Consider the following 15,114-nt stretch of genomic DNA (forward strand, 5'->3'; position numbering starts at 1 on the left):
CCGGGCCCGGAATCCCGGGCCTCGCACAATAAAAAACGGCACCCGCGCAGGGTGCCGTTTTCATTTTTCAGGATCGTAATCGCAGCGCCTGTCCCGCCTCGCCGCCATCAACCGCCCGCCAGTGCCTCCACGGTGGCCACATCGACGCCGGTGAGCCGCACCCGCTTGGTCCGGGACGTATCGCCGCTTACCAGCTCGACGGCCGACCTGGGCACGCCGCAGGTCTTGGCCAGAAAGGCGATCAGCGCCGCGTTGGCCTTGCCATCCACCGGCGGCGCAGCCAGGCGGATCTTCAGCGCCTCACCGTGCAGGCCGGCAATCTCCGTCTTCTTCGCGCCGGGCTGGATGTGCAGGCTCAGGACGAGACTGCCATCCGCCGCCCGGTTGAGCCAGTCCATGCCTCAGGCCAGCCCGAGCAGCATGTACTTGCCCATCGCCAGCGCGTTCTGCGCCAGCTGGAGGACCAGCAGCAGCGCGATCGGGCTCAGATCCACCCCGCCGATCGACGGAATGATGCGCCGAAAGGGCCGCAGGAAAGGCTCGGCCATCGCGTAGATGATGCCGGCCAGCGGCGCGTGGGGATTGACCCACGAAAAGATCGCCGACATCAGCACCACCCCCATCAGCAGATAGAGCCCGACCTTGACCGTCTCGAGCAGCCCAACACCCCACATGGCCACCAGGAGCCCGACGGGATCGGCCCCCTCGATGGCCCCGCGCAGCGCCAGGGCAATGAACACCACCAGCACCTGCACCACCCACGCCGGCAGCAGGCTCGCCAGATCGAGCCCCTTGAGCCCGGGGATGAAGCGGCGCAGCGGAATCACCAGCCAGTCGGTGGTCGCCACCACGAACTGGCCGATCGGGTTGCGGAAGGAGATGCGCTGCCACTGCATCACGAAGCGCGCCAGGAGCACGCCGGAGAGAAGCCCGCCGAGGGTGTCGACGAGGGTGAGGAGGAGGCTGCCGAGCATGGCGTTCCTCCTCAGTCGCGGCCGAGCTGGTCGCCCAGCTCAAGCCCGCGGGCTTCGGCGGCCTTGACCGCGCGCTCGACGATGGCCGGGAAACCGTCCGCCGCAAAGGATTTGAGCGCCGCCTCGGTGGTGCCACCCTTGGAGGTGACCCGCTCGCGCAGCACGCCCGGGGATTCGTCGCTGCCGGCCGCCAGCTTGGCCGCGCCGAGCACGGTGTCGATGGCCAGCTTGCGGGCGGTGGTTGCGTCGAAGCCGATGGCCTCGCCGGAAGCCTGCAGGCACTCGATGAAGTGGAACACGTAGGCCGGGCCACTGCCCGAGATCGCCGTCACGCCATCGATCTGTGCTTCGGCCGGCACCCACACGGTGCTGCCGACCGCCGACAGCACCTGCTCCGCCGCCGCACGCCCCGCCGCATCGACAGAAGCATCAGCAAACAGGCCGGTGATGCCCGCGCCGATCAGCGCCGGCGTGTTGGGCATGGCACGCACCAGCTTGCTGTAATCGCCCAGCCAGCGGCCGATATCGGCGAGGCGCAGCCCGGCGGCGATGCTCACCACCACCTGGCTCGACAGCCGGCCGGCGATCGGCGCGACCGCCGCCTTGAGCTGCTGCGGTTTGACCGCCAGCACCAGCACGTCGCAGGCCAGCGCCTGGTCGTCGAGGGCGTCGGTCGCCCGCACGCCAAACTGCCCGGCGAGCTTGTCGCGCCCTTCGGCGGTCAGCTCGACCACCTGCACGCCCGCCGCGTCAAAGCCCTGCTTGACCAGTCCGCCGATCAGGGCCGCTGCCATGTTGCCGCCGCCCAGGAAGGTGATTTTCATCGTTTCGGTTCCACCAATTGGTTTGAAAACGCCCGGCAAGCTGCGCCGCCGGGCCGGGTGAATCAGTTTGCGTTTCAGTTCGTGTAATTGCGCGATCCGAAGATCGCCGTGCCGACGCGCACCATCGTCGAACCTTCGGCGATCGCCGCTTCGAGGTCGTCGGACATGCCCATCGACAAGGTGTCGAGATCGAGCCCGTCGGCCCGAAGCTGCGCCATCAGCCGGCGCAACGTCGCGAAGCGCTCACGTTGGAGGGCCACGTCGGACGTGGGTTCGGGGATCGTCATCAGGCCGCGCAACTTGAGGCGCGGCAGCGCCGCCACCGACCGGGCCAGCTCGGGCAGCTCGGCCGGCGAGACGCCGCTCTTGCTCTCCTCGCCGCTCACATTGACCTGGATGCACACCTGCAGCGGCGGGAGGAACACGTCGCGCTGCTCGGAAAGCCGCTGGGCGATCTTCAGCCGGTCGATGGAATGCACCCACGCGAAGCTGTTGGCCACCGGCCGCGTCTTGTTGCTCTGCAGCGGGCCGATGAAATGCCATTCAAGGCCAAGATCGGCCAGCGCCTCGACCTTGGCGACGCCTTCCTGCACGTAGTTCTCGCCAAAGGCATGCTGGCCGGCGGCCGCCGCCTCTCGCACGGACTCGGCCGGCCAGGTCTTGCTGACGGCCAGCAGGCGAATGCCCGCGGGATCACGCCCGGCGTCGGAAGCCGCCCGGGCAATGCGGGTGACAAGGTTTTGGAGGCGGCCGGAAAGGCCTGACATATAATTGCTCAACGCTTAATTTCGGGCTGAAAGGGCCGTTGAGTATAGCATTGGCCCTTGAGCCGAAATCCGGCCGAGGGCCTGCCCGCAAGCGCCGCCCGCCCACTCCTCCAGCCACGAGTCTCCACGATGGACATCACCGAACTGCTCGCTTTCACCGTCAAGAACAAGGCGTCCGACCTGCATATCTCCGCAGGCCTGCCGCCGATGATCCGGGTCCACGGCGACGTACGGCGCATCAACCTGCCCGCCCTGGCCCACAAGGACGTGCACGGCATGGTGTACGACATCATGAACGACCAGCAGCGCAAGCAGTACGAAGAGTTCCTCGAGACCGACTTCTCCTTCGAGATCCCCAACCTGGCGCGCTTCCGGGTGAATGCCTTCAACCAGAACCGCGGCGCGGCAGCGGTGTTCCGGGTCATTCCGTCCAAGGTGCTGACCCTCGACGAGCTCAACTGCCCGAAGATCTTCAAGGAAATCTCCAACCAGCCGCGGGGCATCGTGCTGGTCACCGGCCCGACCGGCTCGGGCAAGTCCACCACCCTCGCGGCAATGGTCGACTACGTGAACGAAAACGAATACGGCCACATCCTCACGGTCGAAGACCCGATCGAATTCGTCCATGAATCCAAGCGCTGCCTGATCAACCAGCGGGAAGTCGCCCGCGACACCCAATCGTTCAACGCGGCGCTGCGCTCGGCCCTGCGTGAAGACCCGGACGTGATCCTGGTGGGCGAAATGCGCGACCTGGAAACCATCCGCCTCGCCCTCACCGCGGCCGAAACCGGCCACCTGGTGTTCGGCACACTGCACACCTCGTCCGCCGCCAAGACCATCGACCGTATCGTCGACGTCTTCCCCGCCGCCGAAAAGGACATGGTCCGCGCGATGATGTCCGAATCCCTGCGCGCAGTGATCTCCCAGACGCTCCTCAAGACCAAGGACGGCGCCGGCCGGGTGGCCGCCCACGAGATCATGATCGGCACCCCGGCCATCCGCAACCTGATCCGCGAGAACAAGGTCGCCCAGATGTACTCCGCGATCCAGACCGGCCAGAGCGTCGGCATGCAGACCCTCGACCAGTGCCTGGCCGATCTCGTCCGCCGCAACATCGTCTCCGGCGCCGAGGCCCGCCTGCGTGCCGCCAACAAGGACAGCTTCCCGGTCTGAGCACCGCCCGCCCCAAATTCGACCCCGCCGGCCACGGCCGGCCGCAACAGGAATCCACCATGGAACGCGATCAGGCACTCAAGTTCATGCACGACCTGCTGAAGCTGATGCTTCAGAAGAACGGCTCCGACCTCTTCATCACCGCCAACTTTCCCCCCGCCATCAAGATCGACGGCAAGATCGTCCCCCAGTCGAACCAGCAGCTCACCCACACCCACACGGCCGAGCTCGCCCGGGTGGTGATGAACGACCGCCAGGCAGCGGAGTTTGAAGCCACCAAGGAATGCAACTTCGCGATCTCGCCACCGGGGATTGGCCGCTTCCGGGCCAACGCCTTCATCCAGCAGGGCCAGGTCGGCCTGATCCTGCGGACCATCCCGCAAAAGATCCCCACCTTCGACGAACTCGGCCTGCCGCCGGTGCTCAAGGACATCGCCATGTCCAAGCGCGGCCTGGTGATCTTCGTCGGCGGCACCGGCACCGGCAAGACCACCTCGCTGGCCGCGATGGTCGACTACCGCAACGAGAAGAGCTTTGGCCACATCATCACGGTCGAAGACCCGATCGAGTTCGTGCACACCCACAAGAACTGCATCGTCACCCAGCGCGAGGTGGGCATCGACACCGATTCGTGGGAACCCGCCCTCAAGAACACCCTGCGCCAGGCGCCGGACGTGATCCTCATGGGCGAGATCCGCGACCGCGAGACGATGGACTACGCCATCGCCTTCGCCGAAACCGGCCACCTGTGCCTCGCCACCCTGCACGCCAACAGCGCCAACCAGGCCATCGACCGGATCGTCAACTTCTTCCCCGAAGAGCGCCGCCACCAGCTGCTGATGGATCTGTCGCTCAACCTGCGGGCGCTGATTTCCCAGCGCCTCCTGCCCATGTGCGACCGCAAGGGCCGGGTGCCGGCGGTGGAAGTCATGCTCAACTCGCCGCTCATCTCCGACCTGATCTTCAAGGGCGAGATCCCGGGCATCAAGGAAGTGATGAAGCGCTCCAGCGATCTGGGCATGCAGACCTTCGACCAGAGCCTGTTCGATCTCTACGAGCGCAACCTCATCACTTATGAGGACGCCCTGCGCAACGCCGACTCGATGAACGACCTGCGCCTGCAGATCAAGCTCAAGAGCAAGCGCGGCGACCGCGACGTGCTCTCAGGCATCCAGAATCTGGACATTGTTTGAAGCTGTGAGGAGCGATGAGAGAGGAGTGAGGCGGTCTTGCTGATCGTTCGTGCGCTGACGGTCGTCAGCGCACATTGATCAATAGCGGCCTCCTGACGCCTTACTCTTCCCCGCCCTTGGGCTTGCGCGCCGAGCCCGCCACCATCAGATATTCAAACAGCCGGCATTCGATGGCGCCGTTGAAGAGCGGCGTGCGCTTGCTGGCCTTGAGGCGCACGCCCTTGGGCAGCAGCGGGTCGCCGGTGAAGAAGTAGGCGCGCCAGCCGCTCCAGTTGGCCTTCAGGGCGTCGCCCAGTTTCGGGTAGAAGGCTTCAAGCTCCGACGTATCCGACAGCCGCACGCCGTAGGGCGGGTTGGCGACCAGCACACCGCTCGCCGCCGGCGCCTTGCGGTCGAGCAGATCCATCCGCTCCAGCTCCACGCAGCCTTCCAGCCCCGCGCTGCGCAGATTGACGAAGCTCTTGCGCACCTGATCCTCGACGATGTCCGAGCCGTAGATCGCCAGCGGGCGCGGCGCCTGCCGGCGGGCGTCGGCCGCCTTGCGGATCGGCAGCCAGGTGTCGCGCTCGAAGTGCTTGAAACGCTCGAACGCGAAATGCCGGCCCAGGCCCGGCGCCACATCGAGGGCCATCTGGGCCGCTTCGATCAGGAAAGTGCCGCTGCCGCACATCGGGTCGCACAAGGCCTCCTCGCCCGGCTTCCAGCCAGTCAGGCGCAGGATGCCGGCGGCCAGGTTCTCCTTCAGCGGCGCCTCGACGGCCGCCGACTTGAACCCGCGCTTGTAGAGCGGCTCGCCGGACGTATCCAGATACAGCGTGACGGTATCCGCCGACAGGAAGGCATGCACGCGGATGTCCGGCGTTTGGGTGTTCACATCCGGCCGGCGCCCGACGATGGTGCGGAAATGATCGCACACCGCGTCCTTGATTTTGAGCGTGACGAACTCCAGGCTGCGCAGGGGCGACTTGTGGGCGGTGACGAACACCCGGATGGTCTCGTCGGGCGTGAACCACTTGGCCCAGGTGGGCGCGTAGGCGATGCGGTATACATCTTCCTCGTTGCGGTAGCGGCCCATCGAGACCTGCCACAGCACGCGGGTGGCGATCCGGCTTTCCAGGTTGGCGCGGTAACACAGCGCCCAGTCGCCGGAAAACTGCACGCCGCCGGGCACGGCCTTCGGATCGGTGGCGCCGATGGCGCGGAGTTCATCGGCAAGAAGCGGCTCGAGGCCGCGGGGGCAAGGGGCAAAGAAGTTCAAGGCAGCAATCCGGTTCGGAAATCAGGTTCGGTCGATCAGAAGGGCTTCAGCACGACGAGGAAGACGCAGGCGAACAGCACCAGCACCGGCACCTCGTTGAAGAAGCGGTACCACACGTGGCTGCGCGTGTTGCGCCCTTCGGCAAAGGCCCGCATCAGCCGGCCGCAATACAGGTGGTAGACGATCAGGAAGGTGACGAGCATCGTCTTGACGTGTAGCCAGCCGCCGGCAAAGCCGAAGCCGAACCACAGCCACATCCCCAGCGCCACTGCGAGGATGCCCAGGGGCGTCATGAAGCGGTAGAGCTTGTTCTCCATCAGTGCCAGGCGATCGAGGGTGGCCTTGTCGGTGGCCATGGCGTGATTCACGAACAGCCGCGGCAGGTAGAACAAACCGGCAAACCAGCTGGTGACGAAGATGATGTGCAGGGCTTTGATACTCAGAAAAAGCATGATGTGGGCTCGATAGGGAAAAATCAGGAAACCGCCAGACGGCGCGCACGCAGGGCGTCGGCGACGGTCGGATACATCAGGCGGGCGCGCAGTTCCCGCTTGATGCGGTCATTCTTGAGGCGCCGCGATTCGGACATGAACGACAGCGTGAGGGGTGACAGCCGCCCGGCCAGTTCGGCCCGGGGCAGGCGCGGCGGGCGCGGCAGGCCGACCGCATCGGCCACCAGATCGAAGTACTCGCCCATCTTCAGGCTGCTGTCGTCCGACGCGTTGTAGGCCCGGTTGGGCCGGCCGCGGAACAGCGCCAGCCCCAGCAGCCGGGCCAGGTCGTCGGCATGGATGTGATTGGTGAACACGTCGTCTTCGGGGGCCAGCACCGGCTCGCCCTTTTCAAGTCGGGCCACCGGCAGGCGCTCGGCGCCATCGTAAATGCCGGGCGCCCGCAGCAGGCTGACGCGGCATCCGGTACGCCCGCCAAATCGCCGCAGGTGGCGTTCGGCTGCAACGCGCCGGACCGCCCGGGCCGAGGCCGGACGGGGCGGACGGGACTCGTCCAGCCAGGCGCCGGCGCAGTCGCCATACACGCCCGTGGTACTTATGTAGATGATCCGTCGTGGTAGACTCGCGCGACGCGTCAGCGCAGCGAGAAGACTGCGCGTGCGCGGATCGTCACCACCCAGATTGGGCGGTGGAGCACAGTGCAGGACGTAGTCCGCAATGCCGGCCAGCCTTCCAAGGCTTTCCGGCTTGTCCAGGTCGGCAATCAGGGTTGTCGCACCAAGGGCCCGCAGGGCCGCACGTTCTTCAGGGCGGCGCACCACGGCGCACACGCGAAAGCGGCGTTGCAGCCACGGGATGATCCGGCGCGCCACATCGCCACTGCCGACGATCAGGACTTGCTTCATTTTTCGACGTTTCATTTAACGATTATCTCACGGCCACCCATCATGTCGTTCCAGGTCACCCTCCAGCCCAGCGGACTCGAATTCCCCGCCTCGGCTGACGATACCGTTCTCGAAGCCGCCCTTGCTGCCGGCCTGCTGCTTCCCTACAGCTGTCGCGACGGCGCCTGCGGAGTTTGCAAGAGCAAGGTGCTCTCCGGCGACCTGGACCTGGGCCGCTTTGGCGAAGGCACGCTGACCGAAGCCGAGCGCGCGGCCGGCATGGCGCTCCTGTGCTGCGCCCGCCCCCGCTCCGATCTCACCCTCGAGGTGCGCCAGGTGAGCCGCGCCGGCGAGATCCAGATCAAGAAACTGCCCTGCCGCGTGCAGAAGCTCGAGCGTGCCGCCGACGACGTGATCGTCCTCGAGATCCGCCTGCCGGCCACCGAGAAGTTCCAGTTCATCGCCGGCCAGTACATCGACTTCCTGCTCGCCGACGGCAAGCGCCGCAGCTTCTCCATCGCCAACGCCCCGACCGGCGCCGATCACCTCGAACTGCACATCCGCCATGTGCCCGGCGGCTTCTTCACCACCCACGTCTTCGAGAAGCTCAAGGAGAAGGACATCCTGCGCTTCGAAGGCCCGCTGGGCGGTTTCCGGCTCGACGAAAGCTCCCGGCGCCCGATCGTGCTGCTCGCGGGCGGCACCGGCTTCGCGCCGATCAAGAGCATCGTCGAATACGCCATCGCCACCGGCATCCAGCGCCCGATGACGCTCTACTGGGGCAGCCGCAACCTCGCCGGGCTTTACCAGTTCGACGTGGCCAAAGGCTGGGAAGACAGGCTCCCGGGCTTCCGCTTCGTGCCCGTGCTCTCCGACAGCCCGGCTGAAGACGGCTGGACCGGCCGCACCGGTCTCGCCCACGCCGCCCTGATGGCCGACCTGCCCGATCTTTCCGGGCACGAGGTCTATGCCTGCGGCTCGCCGGCGATGATCGACGCCGCCCGCGCCGACCTCACCCGCCAGTGCGGCCTGCCTGCCGACGCCTTCCACGCCGACGCCTTCAGCTTCTCGAACGACGCCAAGGCTGGCTGAGCCGGCACCGGAACCCCACCCATGAGCAATGCCGTCCTGATCACCCGCGAACCGGTGATCAACAAGCAGCACAAGATCACCGCCAACCGGCTGATCGTCCACGCCACGTCCGTTGCTCAGGCAGTGGAAACCCTGTCGGAGCTGGCGGATGTGTGGCCGACGACCCATCCGGTCTTCGTGAGCCTCTACCGGCTGGTGCCCACGCCGGATCTCCTCGGCTGGAAAGCCCCCGCCAACGCGATGGTGGAGATCCCGACCCAGGCCATCGCCCACCCGCTCACGCTCGAACTGATTCCCAAGCTGCAGGCCGCCGGCATCAGCCTCAACCTCACCTGGCATCAGCCCGACACCATCGTCCCGCCGGATGTGGCATGGCGTTTCGTGATCATCGACGCCAAGCGGCAGCCCGTGCCGATCGCTCCGCCCGGCCTGGCGCTCGCCTGGGGCCTGCCAGACGTTCCCGCGTTCCGCAATGCAATCGTCGGCGGCTACGACGGCGCATCGGGCTGGTTCTTCCTGCACGGCGTCAAGACCGACGGCAAGCTCGCACCGTCCCACGCCCAGATCGTCCGGCTGCTCAATCTGGTGCGCAAAAATGCTGAAGTCAAGGAAATTGAAAATGTCCTAAAGCAGGATGTGGCGCTGTCATACAAATTGCTGCGTTACATCAATTCTGCCGGTTTCGGGCTGATGTGCGAGATCCAGTCCTTCCGCCACGCGGTGTCGATCCTTGGCTACGACAAGCTCCACAAGTGGCTGTCGGTGCTGCTGATCTCCGCCAGTCGCGATCCGTCCGCGCCGGCCCTGATGCAGACCGCGATCGCCCGCGGGCGCTTCATGGAGCAGATCGGCGCGGCCTTCTTCGAGAAAGCCGAACTCGACAACCTGTTCATCACCGGCGCGTTCTCGATGCTTCACCTGCTGCTGGGGGCCAGCCTTCAGTCGGCGCTCGACGAAATGCACCTTCCCGCCCCGATTTGCGACGCCCTGCTGGGCGGAGATGGCGTTTATGCACCTTTTCTCAAACTCGCGCGGGCACTGGAGAGCTTCGACGACAAGAATCTGGCATCCCTTGCCAATGATCTTCACATCACGCCGGAACGCATCAACCGGGCACATCTTGAAGCGCTCTCGTTCGCGGACAGCCTGCAGTTCGGCTGAATCCCGCGCTGCCAAAGGCGGGCCGGGACGCAAACTCTTCACAACGTCGCGAACTGGGTCACGCTCGGAAGCGCAAGCGCCGGTGCGGGCGAGCATAAGTCACAGGCGAGAGCCGGGAGGGTACGGTTAGAATTCAAAGCACTAAATTTGTGAAATACGTGCTTCATTCATGCCCACCACCCGAATATCCAAAATGCGACGTCCCCTAGCTGCACCGACATCGCGTCTGCCAGCGCTGCGGGAAACCGCGTCCGCGCTGCTGCGGATACTTTCGGCTGGCGATGCATCCCGACACGATATTGCACGTGTCATTATCCTCGATCCAGTGATGGTTTTCGAGTTGCTTTTGACAGCACCGCTGAGCAAGAGCGACTTTTCTATTGCCCTCATCGACGTGCTCATCGAGCGCCTCGACCGGATCGACGCCGGCCTGCTGCAGGCGTGGGCGCTGCGCCACATGATCCAGCAGCCCCAGCACCGGATCTCGCCCCGCGCCCACCGGCATCACACGATGCACAGCCTGTTCGTGGCCGAGCTGGCGGTCAATCTCGCTCGCGAGATCGGCTACCCTCATCCCGACGAAGCCCGCTCCGCCGGCCTGCTCCACGACCTCGGCCTGCTGTGGCTCAATGAATACGGCGAACAGTACGGCCGCGTGCTGGCCGACGCCATCGACGAGCGCAGCCTGTCCTCCGCCGAATGGGAACGCTACGGCCTTGACCACGCCGAGATCTCCGCCGACCTCGCCGCCCGCTGCGGTTTCCCGCTGGGCATCATCGACGCCATCGCCCTGCACCAGGCCGAGCCAGAGGCCGTCGATACCGCCCACCCGCTGGTGCGCGTGATCGCCGCCGCCGAAGAGCTCGCCAGCTACCGCGGCAGCCAGTCCGCCGCCAGCCTCGAAGGCGCCAGCCGCCTCACCAAGATCGACGGCAGCGTGCTGGTCAGCGTCCTCGCCGACACCACCCGCGGCATGCAGGACATGGTCAAGAGCCTCGAGATCATCGTCGAGCCGACCATGCTCACCCTGCCCTGGGCCACCCCGGGCACCGACTCCGAGCGCGAGAACATGGACAGCGGCATCGCCCGCACCGCGCTGAGTGCCTTTGCCCGCAGCGCCTTTGTCGACGCGGCCACCGCGCGTCAGAGCTTCGACGTGGCCACCCGCCTGCTCCTTGGCCTCGACGCCCCGGTGCTGTTCGTCAAGTCCGACAGCGACGACGCCCTCGTGGGCGCGCCGACGATCACCCACCCGGGCCTCGACCAGATCAGGATTTCCGCCCGCGACGAGCACAGCGCCGTTGCCGAGGCCTACCGTAACAACGCCGAAGCCCGCTACCAGAGCGGCCCGCGCCCTCCCGGCAAGTGTGCCGCCGACTGGCAGCTGGCCCGCTGGCTCGACAGCGACGGCCTGCTCTGCGTGCCCTGGCAGAACCCCAACGAGACCGGCGTGGCCGTGTTCCCCTGCGCCGGCGCCGAGCAGCCGGGCACCGGCATGGAGCCCGCCCTGCGCCGCTCCGTCACCGAGGCCGCAACCAACCGTATCTCCGAGCGCCGCGCCGAAGAGCAGATGCGCCTCGACCTGGAAGACAGCATCGCCCGCCGCTACGTGGATCACGCCCGGCGCATTGCCCACGAGGCGAGCAACCCGCTCACCGTCATCAAGACCTACCTCGGCCTGATCGACGAGCGCGTCGAAGACCCGACCCTGAAGGAGCAGCTTGGCCTGCTCAGCGAAGAACTCGACCGCGTCGGCGCCCTGGTGCGCAAGGCCAGCGACTTCACCTCGATGACCCCGTCCGGCCCCGCCCACAGCGGCGTCGCCGAGATCCTGCACGACCTGCGCGCCCTGTACGGCGAAGCGCTGTTCGCCCGCAAGGGGATCAACTTCGAGCTGCGCACCTCGCCCAACCTGCCCGCCGCCGCAATTCCGCCCGACGCCCTGAAGCAGGTGTTCCTCAACCTCTTCAAGAACGCCGCCGAGGCGATCCCCGAAGGGGGCAAGCTCTCCGTGTCGGCCGTTGCCGGCATCAACGCCAACGGCAGCCAGTGCATGGAGATCCGGATCGTCGACAACGGCCCGGGCCTCGCCCCCGAGCGCATCGAAACCCTCTTCAACCCGGGCGCCCGCAACAGCGACAAGCCGGGTGGTGGCGTGGGCCTGCCGCTGGTCCGCGAACTGGTTGCCGCGGTTGGTGGCACCATCCTGTGCCGCAGCCAGCCGGGCTCCGGGACCGTATTCCAGATCTTCATGCCACTGGCGGCAACCCACTGACTTGATGCATCATTGCCGCGCCAATTAGAAGAGCCATGTCCGGGAGTCACAATGGTCATCCCCTGGGAAGGAACTTCCTTCCCGACAGAGGCAAACCGGCGAACGTCGGCAGAGTCTCTTACCCGAATCCTAGTCGTCGACGATGAGCCGTCCCTGCGACGGTCGGTTGGCGCCCTCCTGCAGGGCAGCGACCGGCTGATCGAGGACTGCGGTTCCGTCGCCGAGACACTCGCTCGCCTCAACACCCGCTCCTACGACCTGCTGATCCTGGATTTCCGCCTCCCCGACGCCTCGGGCCTGGCGGTGATGGACTGGCTGCTCAGCAACGACCGCCGCGAATCCGTCATCATGATCAGCGGCGAGCAATCCATGGAGGCCGCCATCGGGGCCCTGCGCCGCGGTGCCGACGACTTCCTCATCAAGCCCTACGGCGCCGACCAGATCCGCCGTGCGGTGACGGGCGCCCTCCTCAAGCGTCAATCCGAGCGCACCCACCGACTCAGCCAGCAGCGCCTCCAGTCGTCCGAGCAGATGCACCGCTACATGGTCGAGAACTCCCTCGACCTGATCTACACCCTCGACGCCGAAGGCCGCTTCAACTACCTCAACCTGCGCATCGAGTCGCTGCTTGGCCATCCCCGCAACGCCCTGATCGGCAAGCACTTCTCCGAGATCGTCCACCCAGAGGATCTCGAACGGGCCCGCTATGCGTTCAACGAGCGGCGCACCGGCCCACGCGCCACGATCAACATCGAGCTGCGCCTCGCCCGCAACCCCTACGGGGCCGACGGCGACGACACCGGGCCAGTGGCCGTCGTGCTCAACGCGATGGGCATCTACAACAGCGTCGAATCGCGCTCGCCGTCCCATTACGCCGGCACCTACGGCGCGGCCCGCAGCCTGCCGGCGCTGCGCACCATCGAAGCGACCCCGCGCTACCAGACCTACCACGACCCGCTCACCCAGCTGCCCAACAACGAGCTCTTCCAGGATCGCCTCAACCTGGCGATCACCCAGGCCAAGCGGCGCAAGGGGCTCATCGCGGTCATGTTCATCGACATGGACCGCTTCAAGCAGGTCAATGAAACCCACGGCCAGGGCGAAGGCGACGCCCTGCTCCGCTCCGTCGCGCTGCGCCTCAAGCAGTGCCTGCGCCGCGGCGACACCCTCACCCGCCACCGCAGCGACGAGTTCGTGGTTCTGCTGCCCGACATCAACGACCAGGAAGACGCCCGCGCCATCGCCGAGAAGGTGCTGCTCGCCTTCCGCAAGCCCTTCCCCCTGAGCGAGGGCGAAGTGCTCATCACCATAAGCATGGGCATCGCGCTCCACCCCGAAGACGGCGACACCGCCGAGGATCTGGTCCAGCACGCCAGCGTGGCGATGCACCAGGTCAAGGGCGACGGCCGCAACGCCTACAGTTTCTTTTCGCCGGACATGCACGCCAGCTACCGCACGCGGGTGTCCCTCGAAAAGGAATTGCGCCAGGCCATCAGCCGCAACGAATTCGAGCTGCACTACCAGCCGCTGGTCAGCCTCTCGCAGGACCGCATCACCGGCATGGAAGCCCTCGTGCGCTGGCGCCACCCGTCCCACGGCATCGTCGCCCCGTCGCGCTTCATCCACTTTGCCGAAGAAGCCGGGATCATCCACGACATCAGCCGCTGGGTGCTTGAAACCGGCTGCGCGCAGCTCGCCGTGTGGCGCCGCCAGTTCCCCGACCTGCGCCTCACCGCCAACCTCTCGTCGCGGGATTTTGACCAGTCCGACCTCTCCGACACCATCTCCCGCACCCTGTCGCGCAACGGTCTCGCCGCCGGCAGCCTGGAGCTCGAGATCGCCGAGAGCCTGCTCCTCGAGAACACCGAGCGCGTCGCCCCGCGCCTGCAGAACCTGCGCGAACTGGGCGTCGGCGTGTCGATCCACGATTTCGGCACCGGCTATTCGTCCCTCGTGAGCCTGCAGCGCTTCGGCGTCACCCGCCTGAAGATCGACCGCAGCTTCGTGCGGGACATGAACGGCCACGGCAACCACCCCATCATCAGCGCCATCGCCGGCATCGCCCAGGGTTTCGACATCCGCCTGGCCGCCGAAGGCGTCGAGCGCGGCGAACAGATGCAGACCCTGGACGGCATGGGCTGCGACGAGATGCAGGGCTTCTACTTCTCCCGGCCGGTGGATGCCGAAGCCGCCACCCGCCTCCTGCGGGATTTCCGTCCCTCCCGCATGGGGCACGGAAACAACGGGGTGCCCGCCGCATCCTGAACGGCCAAGCCACCTCAAACCGTCATGTTTCGCCGCTAGATTTGCCCCATCGTCGAACCCTCGAGGTCCTCGCCATGGGAATCTACCGCCTCATCCTCGCCTCCCCCCGCCAGCCCGAAGCCCCCAGGCTGGTCGCCGAACACATCGACCCGTCGTGGCTCAAACAGCGCGGCTACGAGATCGCCCGCACCCTGGGCGACGCCGCCGCGGTCTGGGCCGCCCGCCCGGGCAGCGACAGGCAGCTCGCCCTGCACTGCCGCACGGGGCACGCGCTCGCCATCGTCAGCGCCTGAAACCGGCGCCGTAAATGGCAAGCGGCGGACCACACGGCCCGCCGCTCGGGATTACGGAAGACAGCTTCAGCGCCGGAAGGGAATCAGCTCCCCGGCAGAAAAACCCTTGTCCTGCAGGCGATTCTGGGCCGCGACGGCGTCACGCCGGTCGTTGAAAGGCCCCACCACCACCCGGGTTTCCAGCTGGGCCGGGATGCCCGCCGCCGACAACCGGGAACGCAGCGCCTCGGCCTGAGCCGCCGTCCCGAACACCCCCACCTGGACCGCGTAGCCGCCCTGGGTTTCGCTCGCGACAGGCGCCTTGACCACAGCAACAGGTGCGGGCACCGCCGCAGCCGGCGCGGGTGCAGCAACCGCGGCCGGTGCCGTTGCCGGTGTCGATGCGGGGGTAGCCGTCGAAGGGGCGGCAGAAGGCACGGCCACCCCACGAGGCTGCGTTGCCTGCGCCACGGGCGCAACCGCCGGGGCCACAGCGGCAGGCGCCGCGTCACGCTTGCGGGCCG

Annotated in this window: 15 protein-coding genes; 7 read left to right on the forward strand and 8 right to left on the reverse strand. The window is 66.7% G+C overall.

The window, feature by feature from the left end; translation table 11 throughout:
- Window positions 1–107: 107 nt before the first annotated feature.
- The 4 genes from QQK25_RS09470 to QQK25_RS09485 all read right to left on the reverse strand — a co-directional run bounded on the left by QQK25_RS09470 (window position 108) and on the right by QQK25_RS09485 (window position 2,565).
- The gene (locus tag QQK25_RS09470; RefSeq protein ID WP_284187695.1) at window positions 108–398 is read right to left on the reverse strand and encodes a DUF167 domain-containing protein; all 291 of its coding nucleotides are present in this window, start codon (window positions 396–398) and stop codon (window positions 108–110) included.
- Window positions 399–401: 3 nt separating this feature from the next.
- The gene (locus QQK25_RS09475) at window positions 402–974 is read right to left on the reverse strand and encodes a YggT family protein (protein ID WP_153159717.1); all 573 of its coding nucleotides are present in this window, start codon (window positions 972–974) and stop codon (window positions 402–404) included.
- 11 nt (window positions 975–985) lie between these two features.
- Window positions 986–1,798, reverse strand: a complete 813-nt coding sequence (gene proC, locus QQK25_RS09480; protein ID WP_284187696.1) for a pyrroline-5-carboxylate reductase — start codon at window positions 1,796–1,798, stop codon at window positions 986–988.
- Window positions 1,799–1,872: 74 nt separating this feature from the next.
- Window positions 1,873–2,565, reverse strand: coding sequence for a YggS family pyridoxal phosphate-dependent enzyme (locus tag QQK25_RS09485; protein WP_284187697.1), 693 nt, complete (start codon window positions 2,563–2,565; stop codon window positions 1,873–1,875).
- A 129-nt stretch (window positions 2,566–2,694) separates the two neighbouring features.
- Here QQK25_RS09485 and QQK25_RS09490 point away from each other — a divergent pair, with 129 nt between their 5' ends.
- Complete coding sequence (locus tag QQK25_RS09490; RefSeq protein WP_284187710.1) at window positions 2,695–3,738, forward strand: type IV pilus twitching motility protein PilT; 1,044 nt, start codon at window positions 2,695–2,697, stop codon at window positions 3,736–3,738.
- A gap of 59 nt (window positions 3,739–3,797) precedes the next feature.
- Window positions 3,798–4,931 (forward strand): PilT/PilU family type 4a pilus ATPase, encoded by a 1,134-nt coding sequence (locus QQK25_RS09495; RefSeq protein WP_284187698.1) that lies wholly within the window; start codon window positions 3,798–3,800, stop codon window positions 4,929–4,931.
- Between the two features lie 100 nt (window positions 4,932–5,031).
- Here QQK25_RS09495 and QQK25_RS09500 read toward each other — a convergent pair whose 3' ends face one another.
- Genes QQK25_RS09500 through QQK25_RS09510 form a run of 3 tightly spaced genes read right to left on the reverse strand, consistent with a single transcriptional unit; the run spans window position 5,032 to window position 7,546 of the window.
- Window positions 5,032–6,198 (reverse strand): THUMP domain-containing class I SAM-dependent RNA methyltransferase, encoded by a 1,167-nt coding sequence (locus QQK25_RS09500; RefSeq protein ID WP_438696432.1) that lies wholly within the window; start codon window positions 6,196–6,198, stop codon window positions 5,032–5,034.
- A gap of 26 nt (window positions 6,199–6,224) precedes the next feature.
- A complete protein-coding gene (locus QQK25_RS09505; RefSeq protein WP_284187700.1) occupies window positions 6,225–6,641 on the reverse strand; it encodes a CopD family protein in 417 nt (138 codons plus the stop codon).
- Between the two features lie 23 nt (window positions 6,642–6,664).
- Window positions 6,665–7,546 carry an SDR family oxidoreductase gene (locus tag QQK25_RS09510; RefSeq protein WP_284187701.1) on the reverse strand — a complete coding sequence of 294 codons (882 nt, stop codon included), beginning with the start codon at window positions 7,544–7,546 and terminating at the stop codon, window positions 6,665–6,667.
- 42 nt (window positions 7,547–7,588) lie between these two features.
- Here QQK25_RS09510 and QQK25_RS09515 point away from each other — a divergent pair, with 42 nt between their 5' ends.
- The 5 genes from QQK25_RS09515 (at window position 7,589) to QQK25_RS09535 (ending at window position 14,611) form a co-directional block, all read left to right on the forward strand.
- On the forward strand, window positions 7,589–8,617 hold the full coding sequence (locus QQK25_RS09515; protein WP_284187702.1) for a CDP-6-deoxy-delta-3,4-glucoseen reductase: 1,029 nt from the start codon (window positions 7,589–7,591) through the stop codon (window positions 8,615–8,617).
- A gap of 21 nt (window positions 8,618–8,638) precedes the next feature.
- Window positions 8,639–9,778 (forward strand): EAL and HDOD domain-containing protein, encoded by a 1,140-nt coding sequence (locus tag QQK25_RS09520; protein ID WP_284187703.1) that lies wholly within the window; start codon window positions 8,639–8,641, stop codon window positions 9,776–9,778.
- 193 nt (window positions 9,779–9,971) lie between these two features.
- Window positions 9,972–12,053, forward strand: a complete 2,082-nt coding sequence (locus QQK25_RS09525) for an ATP-binding protein (RefSeq protein WP_284187704.1) — start codon at window positions 9,972–9,974, stop codon at window positions 12,051–12,053.
- Between the two features lie 51 nt (window positions 12,054–12,104).
- Window positions 12,105–14,318, forward strand: a complete 2,214-nt coding sequence (locus tag QQK25_RS09530; protein ID WP_284187705.1) for a putative bifunctional diguanylate cyclase/phosphodiesterase — start codon at window positions 12,105–12,107, stop codon at window positions 14,316–14,318.
- Between the two features lie 74 nt (window positions 14,319–14,392).
- Complete coding sequence (locus QQK25_RS09535) at window positions 14,393–14,611, forward strand: hypothetical protein (RefSeq protein ID WP_153159728.1); 219 nt, start codon at window positions 14,393–14,395, stop codon at window positions 14,609–14,611.
- Window positions 14,612–14,677: 66 nt separating this feature from the next.
- Here the strand turns inward: QQK25_RS09535 and QQK25_RS09540 are convergent, their stop codons facing one another.
- Window positions 14,678–14,938, reverse strand: coding sequence for an SPOR domain-containing protein (locus QQK25_RS09540; protein ID WP_284187706.1), 261 nt, complete (start codon window positions 14,936–14,938; stop codon window positions 14,678–14,680).
- Window positions 14,939–15,114: the final 176 nt, after the last annotated feature.

The organism is Zoogloea oryzae (genome assembly GCF_030161255.1).
In the GTDB taxonomy this organism is placed as follows: domain Bacteria; phylum Pseudomonadota; class Gammaproteobacteria; order Burkholderiales; family Rhodocyclaceae; genus Zoogloea; species Zoogloea oryzae.